Below are 16,083 nucleotides of genomic sequence, written 5' to 3'. Positions count from 1 at the left end.
TTTACCCCGTACTAAAATTTCAGATATTATAGCCTTTTACTTGTTTCCGGACAACCTCTTAAACCACTCTCCTGAACGGATACAACAAAAGTATTAAATTCTTAGTAATTGACTCTATACAAACAATGTATGATAGCAGAATTATATCAGCACCAGGAACTGTAACTCAGGTCCGCACTTGCGCACATGAATTAACCATTCTTGCGAAACAATATGGTATTTCCCTCTTAATAGTTGGCCATATAACTAAGGATGGACAAATAGCTGGACCTAAAACTTTGGAGCATATGGTGGATACGGTATTATATTTTGAAGGTGAAAATAGCAATCAATACCGCATTTTGCGTACTATTAAGAATAGATTTGGCCCTGCAAATGAAATTGGTGTTTTTGAGATGTCTGAAGCAGGACTTGTGCCTGTTGATAACCCATCATCATTGTTTCTGATGGCCCATGACAGAGAAGTAGTTGGCAGCGCCGTATTTGCAGGAATTGAAGGTTCAAGACCAATTTTAATGGAAGTGCAAGCATTAATAGCAGGGACTAATATGGCAACCCCAAGAAGGGCAGTAGTTGGGTGGGATATTAATCGATTGGCTATGATCATTGCGGTGCTAAATGCTCGTTGCAAAATGTTTTTGCATGATAAAGAGGTATACCTAAACATTGCAGGGGGACTCAAAATACAGGAACCATCGGCTGATCTTGCTGTTGCTGCTTCCCTTATTTCAAGTGTAGTAAATTTACCGCTGCCAACTTCTTCAATAATCTGCGGTGAAGTTGCACTTTCAGGAGAAATTAGGAACATCTCGCATGCTGATCTCAGACTAAAAGAAGCACAAAAGTTAGGATTCAAAAAAGCAATTATGCCTAAAAATGGCAATTATTCTTCTCATGATATTGAAATAATCAAGCTTGGTCACGTAAGGGAATTAAGAGAAGTCTTTAATTACAATTAAATAACGCTTCAGCAAATTCTTTACTAGTAAACTCCCTTAAGTCCTCTATATTTTCGCCAATTCCTATAGCATGTAACTTTATCTTATAAGCTTCTGCAAGTCCAATTACCACTCCGCCCCTAGCAGTGCCATCTAACTTTGTTACGATTAGCCCGGTAACATTAACCATTTTGCTAAATGCTTCTAATTGGCTATAAGCATTTTGGCCGGTAGTTGCATCAAGAACTAAAATAACGTCATGAGGGGCAGTATCATCCAATTTCTTTATCGTTCTATATATTTTTGATAACTCCTCCATAAGGTTCACATTATTTTGCAGCCTTCCTGCTGTGTCAATTAGAACAACATCAACGTTGTCTTTTATAGCTTGACTTACAGCTCTATATGCCACACTTGCAGAGTCGCTACCGTACTCTCCAGTAACAATCAAGCAATCAGAACGTTCTGCCCAAATGTTTAATTGCTCACTAGCAGCAGCTCTAAATGTGTCGCATGCAACAAGCATAACGGATTTTCCCATTTCCTTATATTTATATGCAAGCTTACCTATAGTTGTGGTTTTACCATTACCGTTTACTCCGCATACCATTATTATATGTGGTTTTTTGTTCAAAATTAACGGTTGCACAACTGGGCTCAATATAGCTTCTATTTCGTTCATTAACTGCTGCGAGATAATATTATACTCAACTTCCTTGTCAAACTTGATGCTTGTGAGCCTGTCAATAATCAACTTGGAAGTTTTATGACCAATATCCATGCTAATTAGCAATTCTTCTAGCTCATCTAAAAGCGACTGATCTAATTTTTTTTTGTTAGAGAAAATACTTTTTACTCCGTTGCTAAAGCGAGAAGAAGTTTTTAACAAGCCTTTATAAAGGTTACCAAATAAACTCAAGAGAATACTCCTTTTTAATTACAATATAGAGAATGACATGCACTACATGTATTTGTAAAGTAAATACACTCGTAACCCATATATTTTGTGAGTAAAATATACTGTTTGCTAGTGCATTTTTCTTTAGTTTTTAACCTAAATATGTTATAATGTAGAATAGCAGTTCACAGGTAATTTTATGAGTTATAATGAGAAAATTTTAGATCATTACGAAAATCCAAGAAATGTTGGCTCTCTGGATAAAAATGATCCAAATGTTGGTACTGGTTTAGTTGGTGCACCATCGTGCGGTGATGTAATGAAATTGCAGATAAAGGTCAATGGCAAAGGTGTTATTGAAGATGCAAAATTTAAAACTTTTGGTTGTGGTTCTGCCATTGCTTCAAGTTCCTTGTTAACAGAGATGATAAAGGGGAGAACCATCAGTGACGTTACACAGATAAAGAATACTCAAATAGTGGAAGAGTTGTCTTTACCTCCAGTGAAGATACACTGTTCGGTACTTGCTGAAGATGCTATAAAGGCTGCTATTCATGACTATCAAAGTAAACAAAATAAAGGTGGACATTGAGAACTAAAGCATGAGTGAATATCAAGGAGTAAACGCTATAAAGAAAGATAAAAAACTTATTACTATAACTGCGAAAGCAGTAGAAAGGATAAAGTATTTATTGGACCAAAAGAAGCATACTAACCTTGAGAAATCAGAAGAAGCAATAGGAATAAGAGTGCTAATTAAACAAAAAGGATGTTCTGGTTTAAAATATGATATTGAATATGCGTATGATACTCGTCCTTTAGAGTCGATAATTGAGGAAAACTGCGGTGATGACCAAAAAGTTAAAGTGTTGATCGATCCAAAATCCGTCATGTTTATTCTTGGCTCTGAAATGGATTATGTAGAAGAAAAATTTTCATCGGGTTTTGTTTTCAAAAATCCTAATGAGAAAGGAAAATGTGGTTGTGGAGAGAGTTTTCATGTCTAGCAGCTATTTTACATTGTTTGAAATTGAACCAACTTTCAATATCAGCTTTGATGAGTTAGAGAAAAAATATATTGAGCTAAGCAAGACTGATATAAATGAAAGACAGTCCAAAAACATGGAAAATATCAACAAAGCTTATCAAGTGCTAAAGTCACCACTAGAACGTGCTGAGCATTTGTTGAATCTTTTTGGTGTGGGAAGCCCAAAGGATCATCCAAATTCTGAAATATTAAATGAATCAATGGAAATAAGAGAGTACTTACTAGACTGCGATGATCTACAATTTGCAAGCAGGATGATTGATGAAAAAATAAAAGATTGCGTTAAAAACCTAATTAACACTTTTGCTGTAAAGAATTTTGATGGAGCTGCTACACAAGTCTTAAGATTGAAATATTTATATAAGTCACTTGAGGAGGTGAAAAAGAATGCAACCAATTCAAATTTCTGAACCAAATTCAAGTGAAGTAGTTTTTGGTATAGATCTTGGTACCACCAATTCTTTAATTGCCATGGTAAATAAAGCTGGCAACGTGGAGATATTTAAAGATGAGCAGGGAAGAGAGCTACTGCCTTCTGCTCTTTCATATGAAAATAATACATTGAAAACTGGCTGTGACGTCGGTCAAAATGCAATCTACTCAATAAAGCGTTTAATGGGTAAAAGTGTTGAAGAATTAAATAAAGAAGGCGTCAATTTTGAAATAGATCATGAAAGCGAAAAAGTTATTAGAATAAAATGCGCAGAGGAAAAGTATCTTACTCCTGTTGAGATTTCTGCTGAGATATTAAAAGCTTTATGCAAGAGGGTAGAAGAGTCTACAGAGATGAAAGTAAAAAAAGCAGTGATTACTGTGCCAGCTTACTTTGACGATTCAGCACGTAACGCAACTAAATATGCGGCAAAATTAGCTGGAATAGAAGTTCTTCGCCTCGTTAACGAGCCAACCGCTGCAGCGCTTTCTTACTCCATTGAAAAGAACAATAACAGTGGAATATATGCAGTTTATGACCTTGGTGGTGGAACATTTGATATTTCGATATTGAAATTGCATCAAGGAGTGTTTCAAGTTCTTGCAGTTGGTGGTGACACTAAACTCGGTGGAGATGATTTTGATCATTTGCTTAACCTTATTGTGCTTGATAAGTATAGAGAAAAGGTAGGTTTAAACAAAGAATGCTCTAGTGTCATCCCAGTCTGGGATCCAGAAAGTTTGATTACAAATGAACACACTAGAAAGTTATATAATAAGAACTGGATTCCAGTGTCAGCTACTTGCATGACAACACTTATTGAATCACGTATTGTAAAAGAATACCTGAGCGAAAACACCGTAGGCACTTTTGAATTCAATATTAACGGTGAATTATTTGAATGCGAAATTACCAGAGAAGAATTTGAACATGCAATCGGTTCTTTGGTCAATAGGACTATCAATATAGTCACTCGTACTATAAGTGATATAGATCTTAAAATTGATGATATAAAAGGAGTAATTTTAGTTGGTGGTGCAACTAGAACACCATTGGTTCAAAATTCACTAGTCGAACTTTTTGGAAATAAAGTACTAAATGACGTGGATCCGGATAAAGCAGTTGCCATTGGGGCAGCTCTGCAGGCTCATGATTTAACTTCGAGCTCAAAAGATAGGAATATTCTCCTGGATGTTCTACCTTTATCACTTGGCATAGAAACTATGGGAGGCATAGTTGAAAAAATCATACCAAGAAATACACCACTACCAGTTTCAGAGATAAAAGAGTTTACAACTTATGTTGATGGGCAACTAGCAATGAAAATTCACGTTTGTCAGGGAGAACGTGAAATGATAGAGGATAACAAATCTCTAGCGCAGTTTGAACTAAAAGGTATACCGCCACTGCCTGCAGGTTCTGCAAGAATTGAAATAGAATTTACAGTTAATGTTGACGGAATCTTGACTGTTACTGCAAGAGAAAAAGCTACTGGAATTGAGCAGACAGTTGAAGTAAATTCAAATTTTGGCTTGAGTGAAGCTGATGTTCAAAATATGGTTAACCAGTCAATAAACAGCTTTGATGAAGATATGAAGGCTCGTTCCCTTGCAGGTGCTAAAATTAATGGAAATAAACTCATACACTTGGTTGAAAACAATAATAACCTTTTCACTGATCAAAAGTTGAAAAACCTATTACAAAATGCAAAAAACGCTTTACAAGGCAATGACTTGAATGAAATTAACAACACTATCGCCGAGTTAGAAAATTCCTCTTTAGAGTTGTGTGAATTAACAAATAGGTAGAAAAAGGTATCCGTTCAGGAGAGTGGTTTAAGAAACAATAGATAGGAGATTTTGGAAAGGATTGAGACCCCTTTGTTTCCAAGTTAAGTATAATGAAATTATCCGCTCAAGGAATGTATTTCCCCGCTTTGATTGTGTAAAATATGAGTTTTTGCGATAAACGACATAATGCCGAATTTGCCGTTCAGCGTGGTTATTTGTCAGCGGAATATTTTCTGGGTCATCTAAAAATTTCCACATCATTCTTTCAGATCTCAGAACATTTTTTGCAACTCGAGAGGCTCCAATTGCTTCAGGTAAACGAGATATCTCCTTCAAGTAATACTTTGTACGTTTTCTTAATTTTCTGGCACGTCTGACAAACCTCAAAACATCTATCTCACTTTTTAGTAAAGCTTTTTTTAGTGCAAATAATTCAGTGGCCACGTTTCTCAAGTAACAACCCAGAACTTTAACTTCAATATTCCAACTATGTGCTAATCTTTCAAAATCTCTTGATAAATGTGCCCAACAGATTTGCCTGTTTTTATCGGCAAAATAATTCTATGCTGCATACCTGTCAGTTATTACCAAGCTATTGCGATTGCAGAATTTACTATTTTGTAAAACTTTCATTCCTCTTGACTCTGTAAATTTTACAAAACTTGCCGTATTGCTTGCAAACATCCAACACCAAGCGAGTTTACCTTTGTTATAATGGCTCGTTTCATCAATATGTAGAACTTTACTCCTACTTATCTCTTGTTCGATCTGCTCATACATTTTTTTGCATTTTGAAGCAACTCTATGTTCACTATTTGATATGCTACCGACGCTTATGTTCAAATTGAAGATATCATTTACGACACTCGCTATTTCGCGTTTTGAATTTTTGTAGAATCCGCTGAACGCTGCAATTATTGACTTAACCCTTGGACCAAATGTATCTGGCGTAACACCTTCCGGTAACTTGCTACTTCTTCTCTTTCCGCATCTCCGACAACGGCCATGTTCTAACTGATATTCCACTACATAAGGCTTGATTTCTGGAAGATCAACTTTCTGATGAATATATGGTTTTTCACATATTGCAATTTCTCCTCCGCATTCGCAAGTATTAGGCAACTCTATCTTTACTACTTTATCTGCATCCATGTTGGCGCGAAAACTTCCTTTATGACCAACCTGACCGCCAATATTCCTTTCGCTTTTCGGCTTATTCTTTTTTATTTTATACAACTCTTTGGAACTTGGTATTGATGAATTTTTTGAGCTTAAACCGAGTCTTTCTCTTAACTCAGCATTTTCTATCTTTAAAGCCTTATTTTCTGCTTTTAAACTTTCATTCTCTTTTTCCAATCTTTCTATTTTTGCTTCTAACCTTTCTATTTTTTGCTGTAAATTTTTGCAAAGTTCTAAAAGGTTTACCATATTATTTCACTTTTGCTCTATGATTATCTTTTTAGATCACCTTGTCTACCTTATTCTGCCACTCCGCTGAACGGATACCAAGTTATTATTCAAACAACAGTTATGCAAGAGATCTGATTACATCTAAGCTAACAATGGACCACTAGATATATTACTAACCACGTTGACCTGATTCAATATTTTATTAGTGGGATTGAAATAATTTTCTATAAATTCCTTATATATAGCTGTTAACTTGTGTATATCGTTTACTGATACGCATTCGTTTATCTGATGTGCAGTTTTGTTGATTATACCAAATTCAATCACTGGACAAACATCTTTGATAAACGCAGCGTCAGATGTGCCACCACTTGTGCTCAACGCAGCATCAATACTGGTAACTTTATTTATTGCATCAAGCATAATATCAGTATTCCTATCGGGAGTAGAGAGGAAAACGTCCCTGCTGCTATGCATAAAAAGCTTATAATCGTTAGTTACACTAGAGCATATTTCATCAATCAGCTTATATAAGCCACCCGGTGTTTGTTCATTGTTATATCGAATGTTAAAACGTGTAGTTGCTGAGCCAGGTATTAGATTGCTAGTATTATTTCCAACATCGATAGTAGTAACTTCGCAATGTGAAGGCTGAAAATATTTATTACCATGATCAAAAGTAGTATTTTTTACCTTACTCAATATCGATATTACCTTATATATTGGATTGTCTGCTAGGTCTGGGTAGGCAACGTGCCCTTGTTTTCCATGGCAAATTAATTCAAATGTTACAGAACCTCTTCTGCCTATTTTTATGGTATCACCTAATTTCTTACTACTGGTTGGTTCGCCAACCACACAAAAATCTATCTTTTTCTGCTTATTTTTCATCCATTCCAAAACTGCCTTTGTTCCATATTCTTCCATGCTTTCTTCAGCACTGGTAATCAATGCACTTATCGAACCATTAAATTGAAACTTCTCTGCAATCAAATTTACCATAGCAGCAATAAATGCAGCTACTCCGCTTTTCATATCAGCGGCCCCTCTTCCATATAGCATTCCATCCCTCACTTCTGGATTAAATGGACCAAATGCCCAATCTTTTAACTGACCCGGTGGTACAACATCAACGTGCCCAGCAAAGCACAAATTTGGTACTCCATTTATATATTTCGCATAAAGATTTTTAACTTTATCACCAAATTCTAAAATCTCACAATCAAAGCCGCTCTTCTTGAAGATTGTTGCTATATACTCTATTGCCCCGCTGTCTTCTGGTGTTATACTCTCAAAAGAGATCAATTTCCTAGTTAGCTCTACAGGGTCAATTTTCATGTCAATCTTAAAATACTTATACTGCTATATTGTAAACACTCTATGCACTATTTAAAACAAATATTACATCAAACCGAACAAACTTTTCTAAGGGAAGTAATAACAGATTACTACCTTGCTGATGATATCTATGAAATATGCACACGACACGGAAATGACGTCTTTCTAGTTGCAGATAAAAATACAGCAAAACTTTTAAACAAAAACGTACTTAATAAAATTCCTAACTTAATTATTCCAGCTCCACCTGTCATTCCAGCGCGTGACACTGGAATCCATAAGTTGTTTTCCTGGATCCCAGTGTCAGCTACTTGCATGACACCAAGCAGAGCTGCCTCTCTTGAAACCGTAAATCTAGTTAGAAACAAAGCAAAAGACAGTGACTTAATAGTTGCATTTGGTAGCGGCACTGTTAACGATATCTGCAAATATGCAAGCTACCTCGAGAAAAAAGATTATATATCGTTCCCAACAGCCGCTTCTATGAATGGATATACCTCTGCAAATGCTTCAATATTAGTAAATGGATATAAAAAATCGTTCAAAGCACATCTTCCAAGAGCAGTATATATAGATATAGACATACTTGCCAATGCACCACTGCGTCTCACATTAAGCGGATTTGCAGATTTCATTTGTCGTTCAACAGTTCAGGCTGACTGGCTACTATCTCATTTGTTGCTTGGCACAGAATACAATGAATTACCTTTTACACTTGTTCGCGATTTGGAGCAAATTTTGCTAAGAGAGTATACGGCGCTTACTAAAAGAAGTAGAAAAGTGGTCCTATTACTTATGGAAGTTCTACTAATTTCAGGACTTGGAATGGTAATATCAAAAGGCAGCTATTCTGCAAGCCAAGGAGAGCATATGATAGCTCACGCAATGGAAATGGTAACAAGAGATCATTCCTTACTACATGGCGAAAAAATTGCTGTTACGACGATTACCATGGCTAATTTGCAGGAAAAGATATTATCAATACAAAACCCGATTATCAAACCGACCACTTTAGATGTAAAACATATAACTCAGTGCTTTGATAATATCGAATTTGTAAGAACTTTTGAACAGAAGCAAATTATGCAGCAAAAAATCCAAGAGATTATTTGTAAAGAATGGCATAATATTTCCAGTTTAATTAAGCAAAATTTACTACCTGCAAAACACCTGCAAAAAATATTTGAAGATCTATCAATTCCACACTTACCAGAGCACCTCAGTTGGAATAAAGAACAATATTGTAAAGTGGTCGATCTTGCGTTTACAACAAGAGATAGATTCACCTTTCTTGACTTAGCTAACTGCATAGAAGAAAGTTAAGTTTTGTAGTGAAATTCTGTCATTTAAAGAGATCATAGGCCAAAAGCTAAACCCTTTTCACAATCTCTTATCCATTGTCTCCTCACCTGAGTGGATATACAACTCATTCCAAGTAACTGACACTGGGTTTCACCAATAGCACTGCTTTGCTAAACATAGTTTAGTTCGAGTGGCTGAGGAGGGACTTGAACCCCCGACCAAGAGATTATGATCCTCCTGCTCTACCAACTGAGCTACTCAGCCTAATTAAAAACCTTATTATATACACGATCTATATGTTTCGTATAATACTTCAAATCAAACAAAGATTCAAGTTTTTCCGAGTTAATAACCTTAAGTAAGGGTTTATCTTGTTTCAATTCGGCCAGAAAATCACTGTTGTTTTGTTTCACTTTCATTGCATTGCTCTGAACAATTTTATACGCCTCTTCCCTCGCCAAACCACTATTTACTAACTCAAGCAATACACGCTGTGAGAAAACTAAACCTTTTGAAGAATTTAAGTTCTTTTCAATGTTTTCCTTATTGATCACCAATTTATCTATCAAATCTGTTAATCGCACTAAAGCAAAATCCATTGTTATACAAGCATCAGGAGCAATGCATCTTTCCACAGACGAGTGTGATATATCACGTTCGTGCCACAATGCAACATTTTCTAACGCAGGAAAAACATAACTGCGTATTAAACGTGAGAGTCCAGTCAGATTTTCACTTAAAATAGGATTACATTTGTGTGGCATAGCAGAGCTTCCCTTCTGCCCAGTGGAAAAATGCTCAGAAATTTCGCCGATTTCAGTTCTTTGCAAATGACGAATTTCAACAGCAACATTTTCTATTGAGCTTGCAATCACTCCCAAAACTGAAAAGAACATAGCATGTCTATCACGAGGAATGACTTGAGACGATATGATTTCAGGTATGAGTCCTATTTCTTTCGCTACATATTCTTCAACAAACGGATCAACATTTGCAAAATTGCCTACTGCACCTGATATTTTACAAATTGAGATCTCTTTTTGCGCGCTAATTAATCTCTGATAATTGCGTTTAAATTCAGCATAAAATCTGGCAAATTTTATTCCAAGAGTTGTTGGTTCTGCATGCATTCCGTGACTGCGTCCAACACAAACAATATCTTTATAGTCCTCAGCTTTTTTTTTCAATGCTGCAAGTAAATTTTTTAGATTCTCGAGCAAAATATCACAGGAATCTTTCAGTTGCACCGCAAGGCATGTATCCAAAACATCAGAACTTGTCATTCCATAATGAAGATAACGAACATCAACTCCCGCTTTTTTAGCAATATATGTCAGAAAAGCTATAACATCATGTTTTACAATGGATTCAATTTCGTTGATACATTCAACATCAAATTCAATAGCACCAGAGAGGTTCTCAGCAATATTATTCGGAATCACTCCTAACTTTGCTTGAGCTTCACACGCTAATTTTTCTATTTTAAGCCATATATTAAATTTATTATTTTCCTCCCAAATGGAAGACATTTCTTTTCTGCTATAGCGGGGAATCATTTTTGATTTATTCCAATAATGGTGTCATTCCAGTGCGTGACACTGGAATCCAGGTATAAAAGTATTTGCAAATTATTCAATGGACAACGGATTCTAGAAGCATAAAATAATGTCCATGATGAAATAAACTGGATCCCAGTGTCACGCACTGGGATGACATGAGGGAAGCACTGGGATGACACCAGCTTAGCCATGGCAGACATTTCTTTACGACTATAACAAGGGATCATCTTTGATCAGCTATCATCACCATCAGTAGCTTCTTTATTCGCATCTTGCTCTGCCTCTTGTTGCTCAGACTTCTGATTTTGCAATTTTACTTGCCTTAGCTCATTTGCATCTGTTTCGGATTTCACGACGTATATAGTAATTGGTACTACTACTTCACTATATAATTCTACGTTTACTTGGTATTCACCCAAGTTTTTGATGCTTACTCCACCAAAAGATAAACTACGGTGATCTATCACATGTCCTTCTTGTAGTAAAATTTTCGCAATTTCACGTGTTGTTACAGAACCAAAAATTTTACCATCCTCTGAAGCTTGCTTTATCAATATCACAAACTTATCATGTAGTGACAATGCAAGCTCTTTTGCTACATTTAATCTTTTTATATTCTCTTCTTCCAGTAATAAACGTTGCTCCTCTAGCTTTGTTAAATTTTCCTTGGTAGCTTTCACCGCTTTTCTTTGTGGAAAAAGAAAATTACGTGCATAACCTGGCTTAACTTTGACAACTTCACCAAGCTTACCTAAAGTCCTTATATTTTCCTTTAAAATTATCAACATAAATTACCTAAACTTTTTTAGTACAGTAAGGAATAAGAGCTAAAAAACGTGCCCTTATGATCGCTAAGCGTAACTTCCTTTGTTTTTTTGCACATACGCCTGTTAATCTTCTAGGTAATATCCTACCATAGTCAGAGGTAAACTTGGATAATAAATCTATATTCTTATAATCTATGTCTTCATCTTTAGACGCAGCAAGAGGGCAAACTTTAGAACGCCTAAAGCCAGTCCTATTATTTACAGATACGTATGAATTATTAAAACTATTTCGTCTTTTCATCATTATGCGCTTTGCTCCTCAATTTGTTTATTCATCATATGAGATTTACCTTCAAAAATTTTATCAACCTGCACAGGAAAGTGGCGAATAACGTTCTCATTAAGTTTCATTCTACGCATAAATTCATCCAGAATGCTTGCAGTAGAACTTATGCACATTATACAATAATGACCGCTCTTCATTTTATTTTTGTGATATGCAAAATCCAAAAGACCCCAATGTTCATACTTGATTAATCCTGATGCTTCAATGTTTTTCAAAAGCATTTCCAACGCTTTGCTCGATTGAGTTGGACCGTTTATTCTAAAATCTTTCAAAATATCTTGAAAAATCTTTATTAGATGTTCTGAAATATTTCTCTTCAAAGCATTTACTGCGTTATGGATAAACGCACTTTTAGTACTGCCTCCTAGAAATTTTGTAAAATCTTGCGTCATTCCTAAATCTTTTAGGTCATCTTTCAACTCTTTATCGATTTTTGACTTCACTTCTTTCAAATTTGAAAGATCTTCTTCCAATTCAACCCATAAAATTTTTGTAAGATCTTCCAAGAAATCAGAGTAAGCAACTAGACCTTCTTTAATGTTTTCAGCACGCACTTCTAACTCTTGTGTTGTAAGCTTGTCATTTCCTTTTTTCAGAATATCCCTGATTTGCTGGAACATAACATCTGCTTTAATATTTTTCAATGAAACAGCTAGCTCTTGGACCATCTCCTCTACTTCTTGCTGTAATAATCCTTGTTGTGTTATAAAAGTAAATTCATAAAGATTCACTATATCTTCCTTTAATACCGATTAAATATTTCATTATATAAAGCTTTTTTATATAAGCAAGTTATTTGTATTAATTTCTACGCCTTTAATCCAGCTTAAGTTAGATATTTCATAAATTACTTGAGGAGCAATTGAGTATGCACCTGGTAATAAGATGCTCACTTTATGTTTTTCGAGAAGAAGTTTTAGCATTATTTTGGTTCTGCCTTCATCTTTCAATATTGCGTTTAATTCCATAGCGGCTTTTTGCGAATCCGTGCACTCAGTGGTGAGAACTAATTCTTTTATTGTAGAAGTGATTCTTTTTGTAAACTCAGATATATCTTTGCCTGCCAATCTTGTTGTATTTTCCGAAGCTTCAAGACCAATTATCACAAATGTTCCTGGTGAAAATAAATCTCTTTTTTCTTCTATTATTTCATTATTATAGAATGCTATTTCAGAAACGTTATGGGGATCAGAAAGTGTGAGGATAACAAACCTTCCACGCTCTGAAGTTCTCATACGTGCATTTAATATTACCCCAGCAGTTTTTGCTGTTCTATTTTCTCCGATAAACCCAATATTTAACTTTTCCAGAAGAGTTCTAAATTTTTCAAGCGGATGATTAGTTAAATAAAATCCTAGTGAAAATAACTCATGTTCTAATTTTTCCTCTTCATCAAAATCTTCCACATTCTCAAGTTTCGGTTTGAGGACATCAAGACTACCAAACAAAGCAGCTTGACTTGATTCTCTATCCTGTTTGTTTTTATTTGCAAAGTAAATCAGCGTGTCCATTGACTCATATAGCTGCTTTCTGTTCTTATGCACGCTATCGAATGCTCCGGATTTAATCAGGCTTTCTAGCGCTCTCTTATTTATTGTATGACCTGAATTTTGAATGAATTCCCATATGTCCTTACAAGCGCTTGAATGTACGTTCACTATTCCTTCCGCTATAGAAAAACCAACATTCCTCAAGGCAGCAATACCATAACGTATGCGTTCATCCTCTATTGAGAATTCAGCTTGAGACTTGTTTATATCAGGTGAAAGAACGGTAACGCCACTAAACTTTGCTGCATGATAAAATAAATTCAGTTTATCTCTATCATCAATATTCAGATTCATTAGTGCTGTAAAAAATTCTAATGGATAATTAGCTTTAAGGTAAGCCGTTTGATAAGATATCACCGCATATGCTGCAGCATGAGATTTATTGAACCCATAACCAGCAAATTTTGCAACAAGGTCAAAAATATAACTTGCCCTGTCATAATCAACGCCATTCTTCGTTGCCCCTTGGATGAAAAGTTCACGTTGTTTATCCATCTCTTCCTTGATTTTCTTACCCATGGCACGTCTCAGCAGATCTGCTTCCGCTAAGCTATACCCGGAAAGAATACGGGCTATTTCCATCACTTGTTCTTGGTAAATTATTACCCCAAATGTCTCTTTTAATACTTCCTCAAGTAACGGGTGAATATAATCTGGCTTTTCAAGTCCGTGTTTTCTTGCAACATAAGTTGGAATGTTATCCATAGGTCCTGGACGATAAAGGGAAATTAAAGCGATAATATCTTCAATGCAGTCCGGTTTTAGTTTAATTAAAGCTTCTCTCATTCCCGAACTTTCAAGCTGAAACACTCCAATTGAATCACCGCTTGAGAGTATCTCATAGGTTTTTTGGTCATTTAAAGGAACTGAAGAAATATCAATCTTTTTTCCATCACGATTAATTAAACGACATACATGATCTATTAGCGTTAGCGTACCAAGCCCAAGAAAATCAAATTTTATTAGCCCAGCTTTCTCCACATATTTCATGCTGTATTGAGTGATTGGCAAAGCTGAATTTGGATCATAATACACAGGAACAAAATTTTCCAACTTTTGATCACATATTACAATTCCAGCAGCATGGGTTGAAACGTGACGATATATTCCTTCAAGCTTAAGAGATATATCAAGAAGCTTTGCAATTACCTCATCACTATCCCGCTCTTTCTGCAGGTTTTGATCAAACTCTATCGCTTGTGATAAAGTTACAGGATTTACTGGATTAAATGGAACCATTTTAGATATTTTATCCACTTGAGAGTAAGGCATTTGCAATACTCTACCAACATCACGCAATACTGCCCTTGCCTGCAATTTACCAAAAGTGATTATTTGAGCAACATAACCGTACTTTTTCTGAACATAATCAATAACCAGGTCCCTTTTCTCTTGGCAGAAATCGATATCAAAGTCAGGCATCGATACACGATCAGGATTCAAAAATCTTTCAAATATTAGGCCAAACTTTATTGGATCAAGGTCTGTAATCTGCAAGCCCCAAGCAACAATTGATCCAGCACCAGAGCCTCTTCCTGGACCAACTGGAATGCCATTTGCTTTGCTCCAACGAATGAAATCAGAAACTATCAAAAAGTAGCCAGCGTAGTTCATCGAAGTTATCACACTCAGTTCGTAATTCAGCCGATCGTAGTATTGTTTAAGGTCTATGTCTGTCTCATTCGCAATACGGAATTCTAATCCTGCAACTGCCTGCTCCCTCAGTTCTTCATTCTCAGTTTTATTTTCTCGACAAGGAAATTTAGGCAAAATAGGCTGCCTGCTTCTTGGCATGTAAGAGCACCGCTTAGCTATCACTAAAGTGTTATGAATTGCTTCGGGAATGTCGCTGAACAGCCCCTCCATTTCTGCCACAGACTTGAAGTAATGCTCGGTAGTTAACTTCTTTCTGTTATTCTCCAGAGCATAACTCCCCTCCGATATACACGTTAATATATCATAAGCCTCATAGTCAGACCTATTTGGAAAAAACACATCGTTCGTTGCAACTAGTGGTATATTGCGCTGATAAGCAAAGTCTATCAAAGCTTCTTCAAGCTCTAGCTCTTTATTCAACCCATGACGCTGCAATTCAACATATAAATGACCATTGAATGCTGAAAGCAGTTTTTCAACCGTTTCTTTATCTTGCCCCAACAATAGTTGAGCCAAACATCCACCGGTTAAAGCGATCAGACCCGTACTTAAATTCAATAGCTCATCAAAATCAACGTAAGGAATATCGCTGTTATTCTTGCGCTTTCTAAAAGACTCACTCACCAAAGTGACTAAATTAGTGTACCCTTGCTCATTTTTTGCAAGCAATAATATAGGTAAATTTTGTTCTGAATGTTTAACTATAATATTGCATCCTATTATTAGCTGTATTCCCCTACTTGCCGCATATTCTGCAAATTCAAGTGAGCCAAACAAGTTACCTGAATCAGTAATTGCAACCGCTGGCATTTTATTTCGCAAACAAAGGCCGATCAGCTCCTCAATTTTAACCGAGCTTTCAAGCAGCGAATAAACACTATGAACACGTAAGTGTATGAACATAAGAAACTTCAGATCAACAAAAAAGGATAACATTAATTTACTCATGAGAACATAATTTTCATGAGAACAAAAGCCTATAAAATTCTAAAATTAAAATACAAAAACTTACTTGACAAACTCCGCCAGCTCCCTTATCATGATAGTG

Annotated in this window: 12 protein-coding genes, 1 tRNA gene and 2 pseudogenes; 6 read left to right on the top strand and 9 right to left on the bottom strand. The window is 35.8% G+C overall.

The features are described from left to right. Nucleotides 1-89: 89 nt before the first annotated feature. Nucleotides 90-959: pseudogene (locus ABWU31_RS06290) on the top strand (magnesium chelatase domain-containing protein); the annotation flags it as partial. Here the strand turns inward: ABWU31_RS06290 and ftsY are convergent. Continuing rightward, nucleotides 946-1,857 (bottom strand): signal recognition particle-docking protein FtsY, encoded by a 912-nt coding sequence (gene ftsY, locus ABWU31_RS06285; protein WP_338482545.1) that lies wholly within the window; start codon nucleotides 1,855-1,857, stop codon nucleotides 946-948. The pseudogene ABWU31_RS06290 and the gene ftsY overlap by 14 nt on opposite strands. Before the next feature lie 178 nt (nucleotides 1,858-2,035). On the opposite strand from ftsY, the gene iscU reads away from it, so the two are divergent. The 4 genes from iscU to ABWU31_RS06265 are packed head-to-tail and all read left to right on the top strand — an operon-like array spanning nucleotide 2,036 to nucleotide 5,125. Next, a complete protein-coding gene (gene iscU / locus ABWU31_RS06280; RefSeq protein WP_353271206.1) occupies nucleotides 2,036-2,428 on the top strand; it encodes a Fe-S cluster assembly scaffold IscU in 393 nt (130 codons plus the stop codon). A 10-nt stretch (nucleotides 2,429-2,438) separates the two neighbouring features. Then, nucleotides 2,439-2,843, top strand: a complete 405-nt coding sequence (locus tag ABWU31_RS06275) for a HesB/IscA family protein (RefSeq protein ID WP_353271205.1) — start codon at nucleotides 2,439-2,441, stop codon at nucleotides 2,841-2,843. Further along, a complete protein-coding gene (locus ABWU31_RS06270) occupies nucleotides 2,836-3,294 on the top strand; it encodes an iron-sulfur cluster co-chaperone HscB C-terminal domain-containing protein (protein ID WP_353271395.1) in 459 nt (152 codons plus the stop codon). Before ABWU31_RS06275 ends, ABWU31_RS06270 begins: the two co-directional genes overlap by 8 nt. Beyond that, nucleotides 3,272-5,125, top strand: coding sequence for an Hsp70 family protein (locus ABWU31_RS06265; RefSeq protein ID WP_353271204.1), 1,854 nt, complete (start codon nucleotides 3,272-3,274; stop codon nucleotides 5,123-5,125). The genes ABWU31_RS06270 and ABWU31_RS06265 overlap by 23 nt, the downstream gene beginning before the upstream one ends. A gap of 27 nt (nucleotides 5,126-5,152) precedes the next feature. Here ABWU31_RS06265 and ABWU31_RS06260 read toward each other — a convergent pair. Together ABWU31_RS06260 and dapE are read right to left on the bottom strand one after the other, a co-directional pair. Next, a pseudogene (locus ABWU31_RS06260) lies at nucleotides 5,153-6,535 on the bottom strand (IS66-like element ISWen3 family transposase). 123 nt (nucleotides 6,536-6,658) lie between these two features. Further along, nucleotides 6,659-7,855 (bottom strand): succinyl-diaminopimelate desuccinylase, encoded by a 1,197-nt coding sequence (gene dapE, locus ABWU31_RS06255; RefSeq protein WP_182320691.1) that lies wholly within the window; start codon nucleotides 7,853-7,855, stop codon nucleotides 6,659-6,661. A gap of 42 nt (nucleotides 7,856-7,897) precedes the next feature. Here dapE and ABWU31_RS06250 point away from each other — a divergent pair, with 42 nt between their 5' ends. Beyond that, nucleotides 7,898-9,178 (top strand): iron-containing alcohol dehydrogenase, encoded by a 1,281-nt coding sequence (locus ABWU31_RS06250; RefSeq protein WP_006279794.1) that lies wholly within the window; start codon nucleotides 7,898-7,900, stop codon nucleotides 9,176-9,178. A 170-nt stretch (nucleotides 9,179-9,348) separates the two neighbouring features. Here ABWU31_RS06250 and ABWU31_RS06245 read toward each other — a convergent pair. The 6 genes from ABWU31_RS06245 to dnaE form a co-directional block, all read right to left on the bottom strand. Next, nucleotides 9,349-9,421 (bottom strand) — tRNA-Met (locus ABWU31_RS06245). Then, nucleotides 9,421-10,713 carry an adenylosuccinate lyase gene (gene purB / locus ABWU31_RS06240; RefSeq protein ID WP_353271203.1) on the bottom strand — a complete coding sequence of 431 codons (1,293 nt, stop codon included), beginning with the start codon at nucleotides 10,711-10,713 and terminating at the stop codon, nucleotides 9,421-9,423. The genes ABWU31_RS06245 and purB overlap by 1 nt, the downstream gene beginning before the upstream one ends. Before the next feature lie 236 nt (nucleotides 10,714-10,949). Next, entirely contained in the window at nucleotides 10,950-11,504 is a 555-nt protein-coding gene (rplI, locus tag ABWU31_RS06235) for a 50S ribosomal protein L9 (protein WP_353271202.1), read from the bottom strand. A 7-nt stretch (nucleotides 11,505-11,511) separates the two neighbouring features. After that, nucleotides 11,512-11,787 carry a 30S ribosomal protein S18 gene (gene rpsR / locus ABWU31_RS06230; RefSeq protein ID WP_007548890.1) on the bottom strand — a complete coding sequence of 92 codons (276 nt, stop codon included), beginning with the start codon at nucleotides 11,785-11,787 and terminating at the stop codon, nucleotides 11,512-11,514. Further along, nucleotides 11,787-12,560, bottom strand: coding sequence for a 30S ribosomal protein S6 (locus ABWU31_RS06225; RefSeq protein ID WP_353271201.1), 774 nt, complete (start codon nucleotides 12,558-12,560; stop codon nucleotides 11,787-11,789). The genes rpsR and ABWU31_RS06225 overlap by 1 nt, the downstream gene beginning before the upstream one ends. Nucleotides 12,561-12,608: 48 nt before the next feature. Next, the gene (gene dnaE, locus ABWU31_RS06220; RefSeq protein WP_353271394.1) at nucleotides 12,609-15,938 is read right to left on the bottom strand and encodes a DNA polymerase III subunit alpha; all 3,330 of its coding nucleotides are present in this window, start codon (nucleotides 15,936-15,938) and stop codon (nucleotides 12,609-12,611) included. Nucleotides 15,939-16,083: the final 145 nt, after the last annotated feature.

Source organism: Wolbachia endosymbiont (group A) of Alloplasta piceator (genome assembly GCF_964028505.1).
GTDB lineage: Bacteria > Pseudomonadota > Alphaproteobacteria > Rickettsiales > Anaplasmataceae > Wolbachia > Wolbachia pipientis.
This window is presented reverse-complemented; position numbering and strand designations above follow the sequence as displayed.

Bases quoted from the DNA above. Each gene is read 5' to 3' on its own strand.
- iscU (WP_353271206.1), top strand. From the start codon at position 2,036: ATGAGTTATAATGAGAAAATTTTAGATCATTACGAAAATCCAAGAAAT.
- ABWU31_RS06275 (WP_353271205.1), top strand. From the start codon at position 2,439: ATGAGTGAATATCAAGGAGTAAACGCTATAAAGAAAGATAAAAAACTT.
- ABWU31_RS06270 (WP_353271395.1), top strand. From the start codon at position 2,836: ATGTCTAGCAGCTATTTTACATTGTTTGAAATTGAACCAACTTTCAAT.
- ABWU31_RS06265 (WP_353271204.1), top strand. From the start codon at position 3,272: ATGCAACCAATTCAAATTTCTGAACCAAATTCAAGTGAAGTAGTTTTT.
- dapE (WP_182320691.1), bottom strand. From the start codon at position 7,855: ATGAAAATTGACCCTGTAGAGCTAACTAGGAAATTGATCTCTTTTGAG.
- ABWU31_RS06250 (WP_006279794.1), top strand. From the start codon at position 7,898: ATGCACTATTTAAAACAAATATTACATCAAACCGAACAAACTTTTCTA.
- purB (WP_353271203.1), bottom strand. From the start codon at position 10,713: ATGATTCCCCGCTATAGCAGAAAAGAAATGTCTTCCATTTGGGAGGAA.
- rplI (WP_353271202.1), bottom strand. From the start codon at position 11,504: ATGTTGATAATTTTAAAGGAAAATATAAGGACTTTAGGTAAGCTTGGT.
- rpsR (WP_007548890.1), bottom strand. From the start codon at position 11,787: ATGATGAAAAGACGAAATAGTTTTAATAATTCATACGTATCTGTAAAT.
- dnaE (WP_353271394.1), bottom strand. From the start codon at position 15,938: ATGTTCATACACTTACGTGTTCATAGTGTTTATTCGCTGCTTGAAAGC.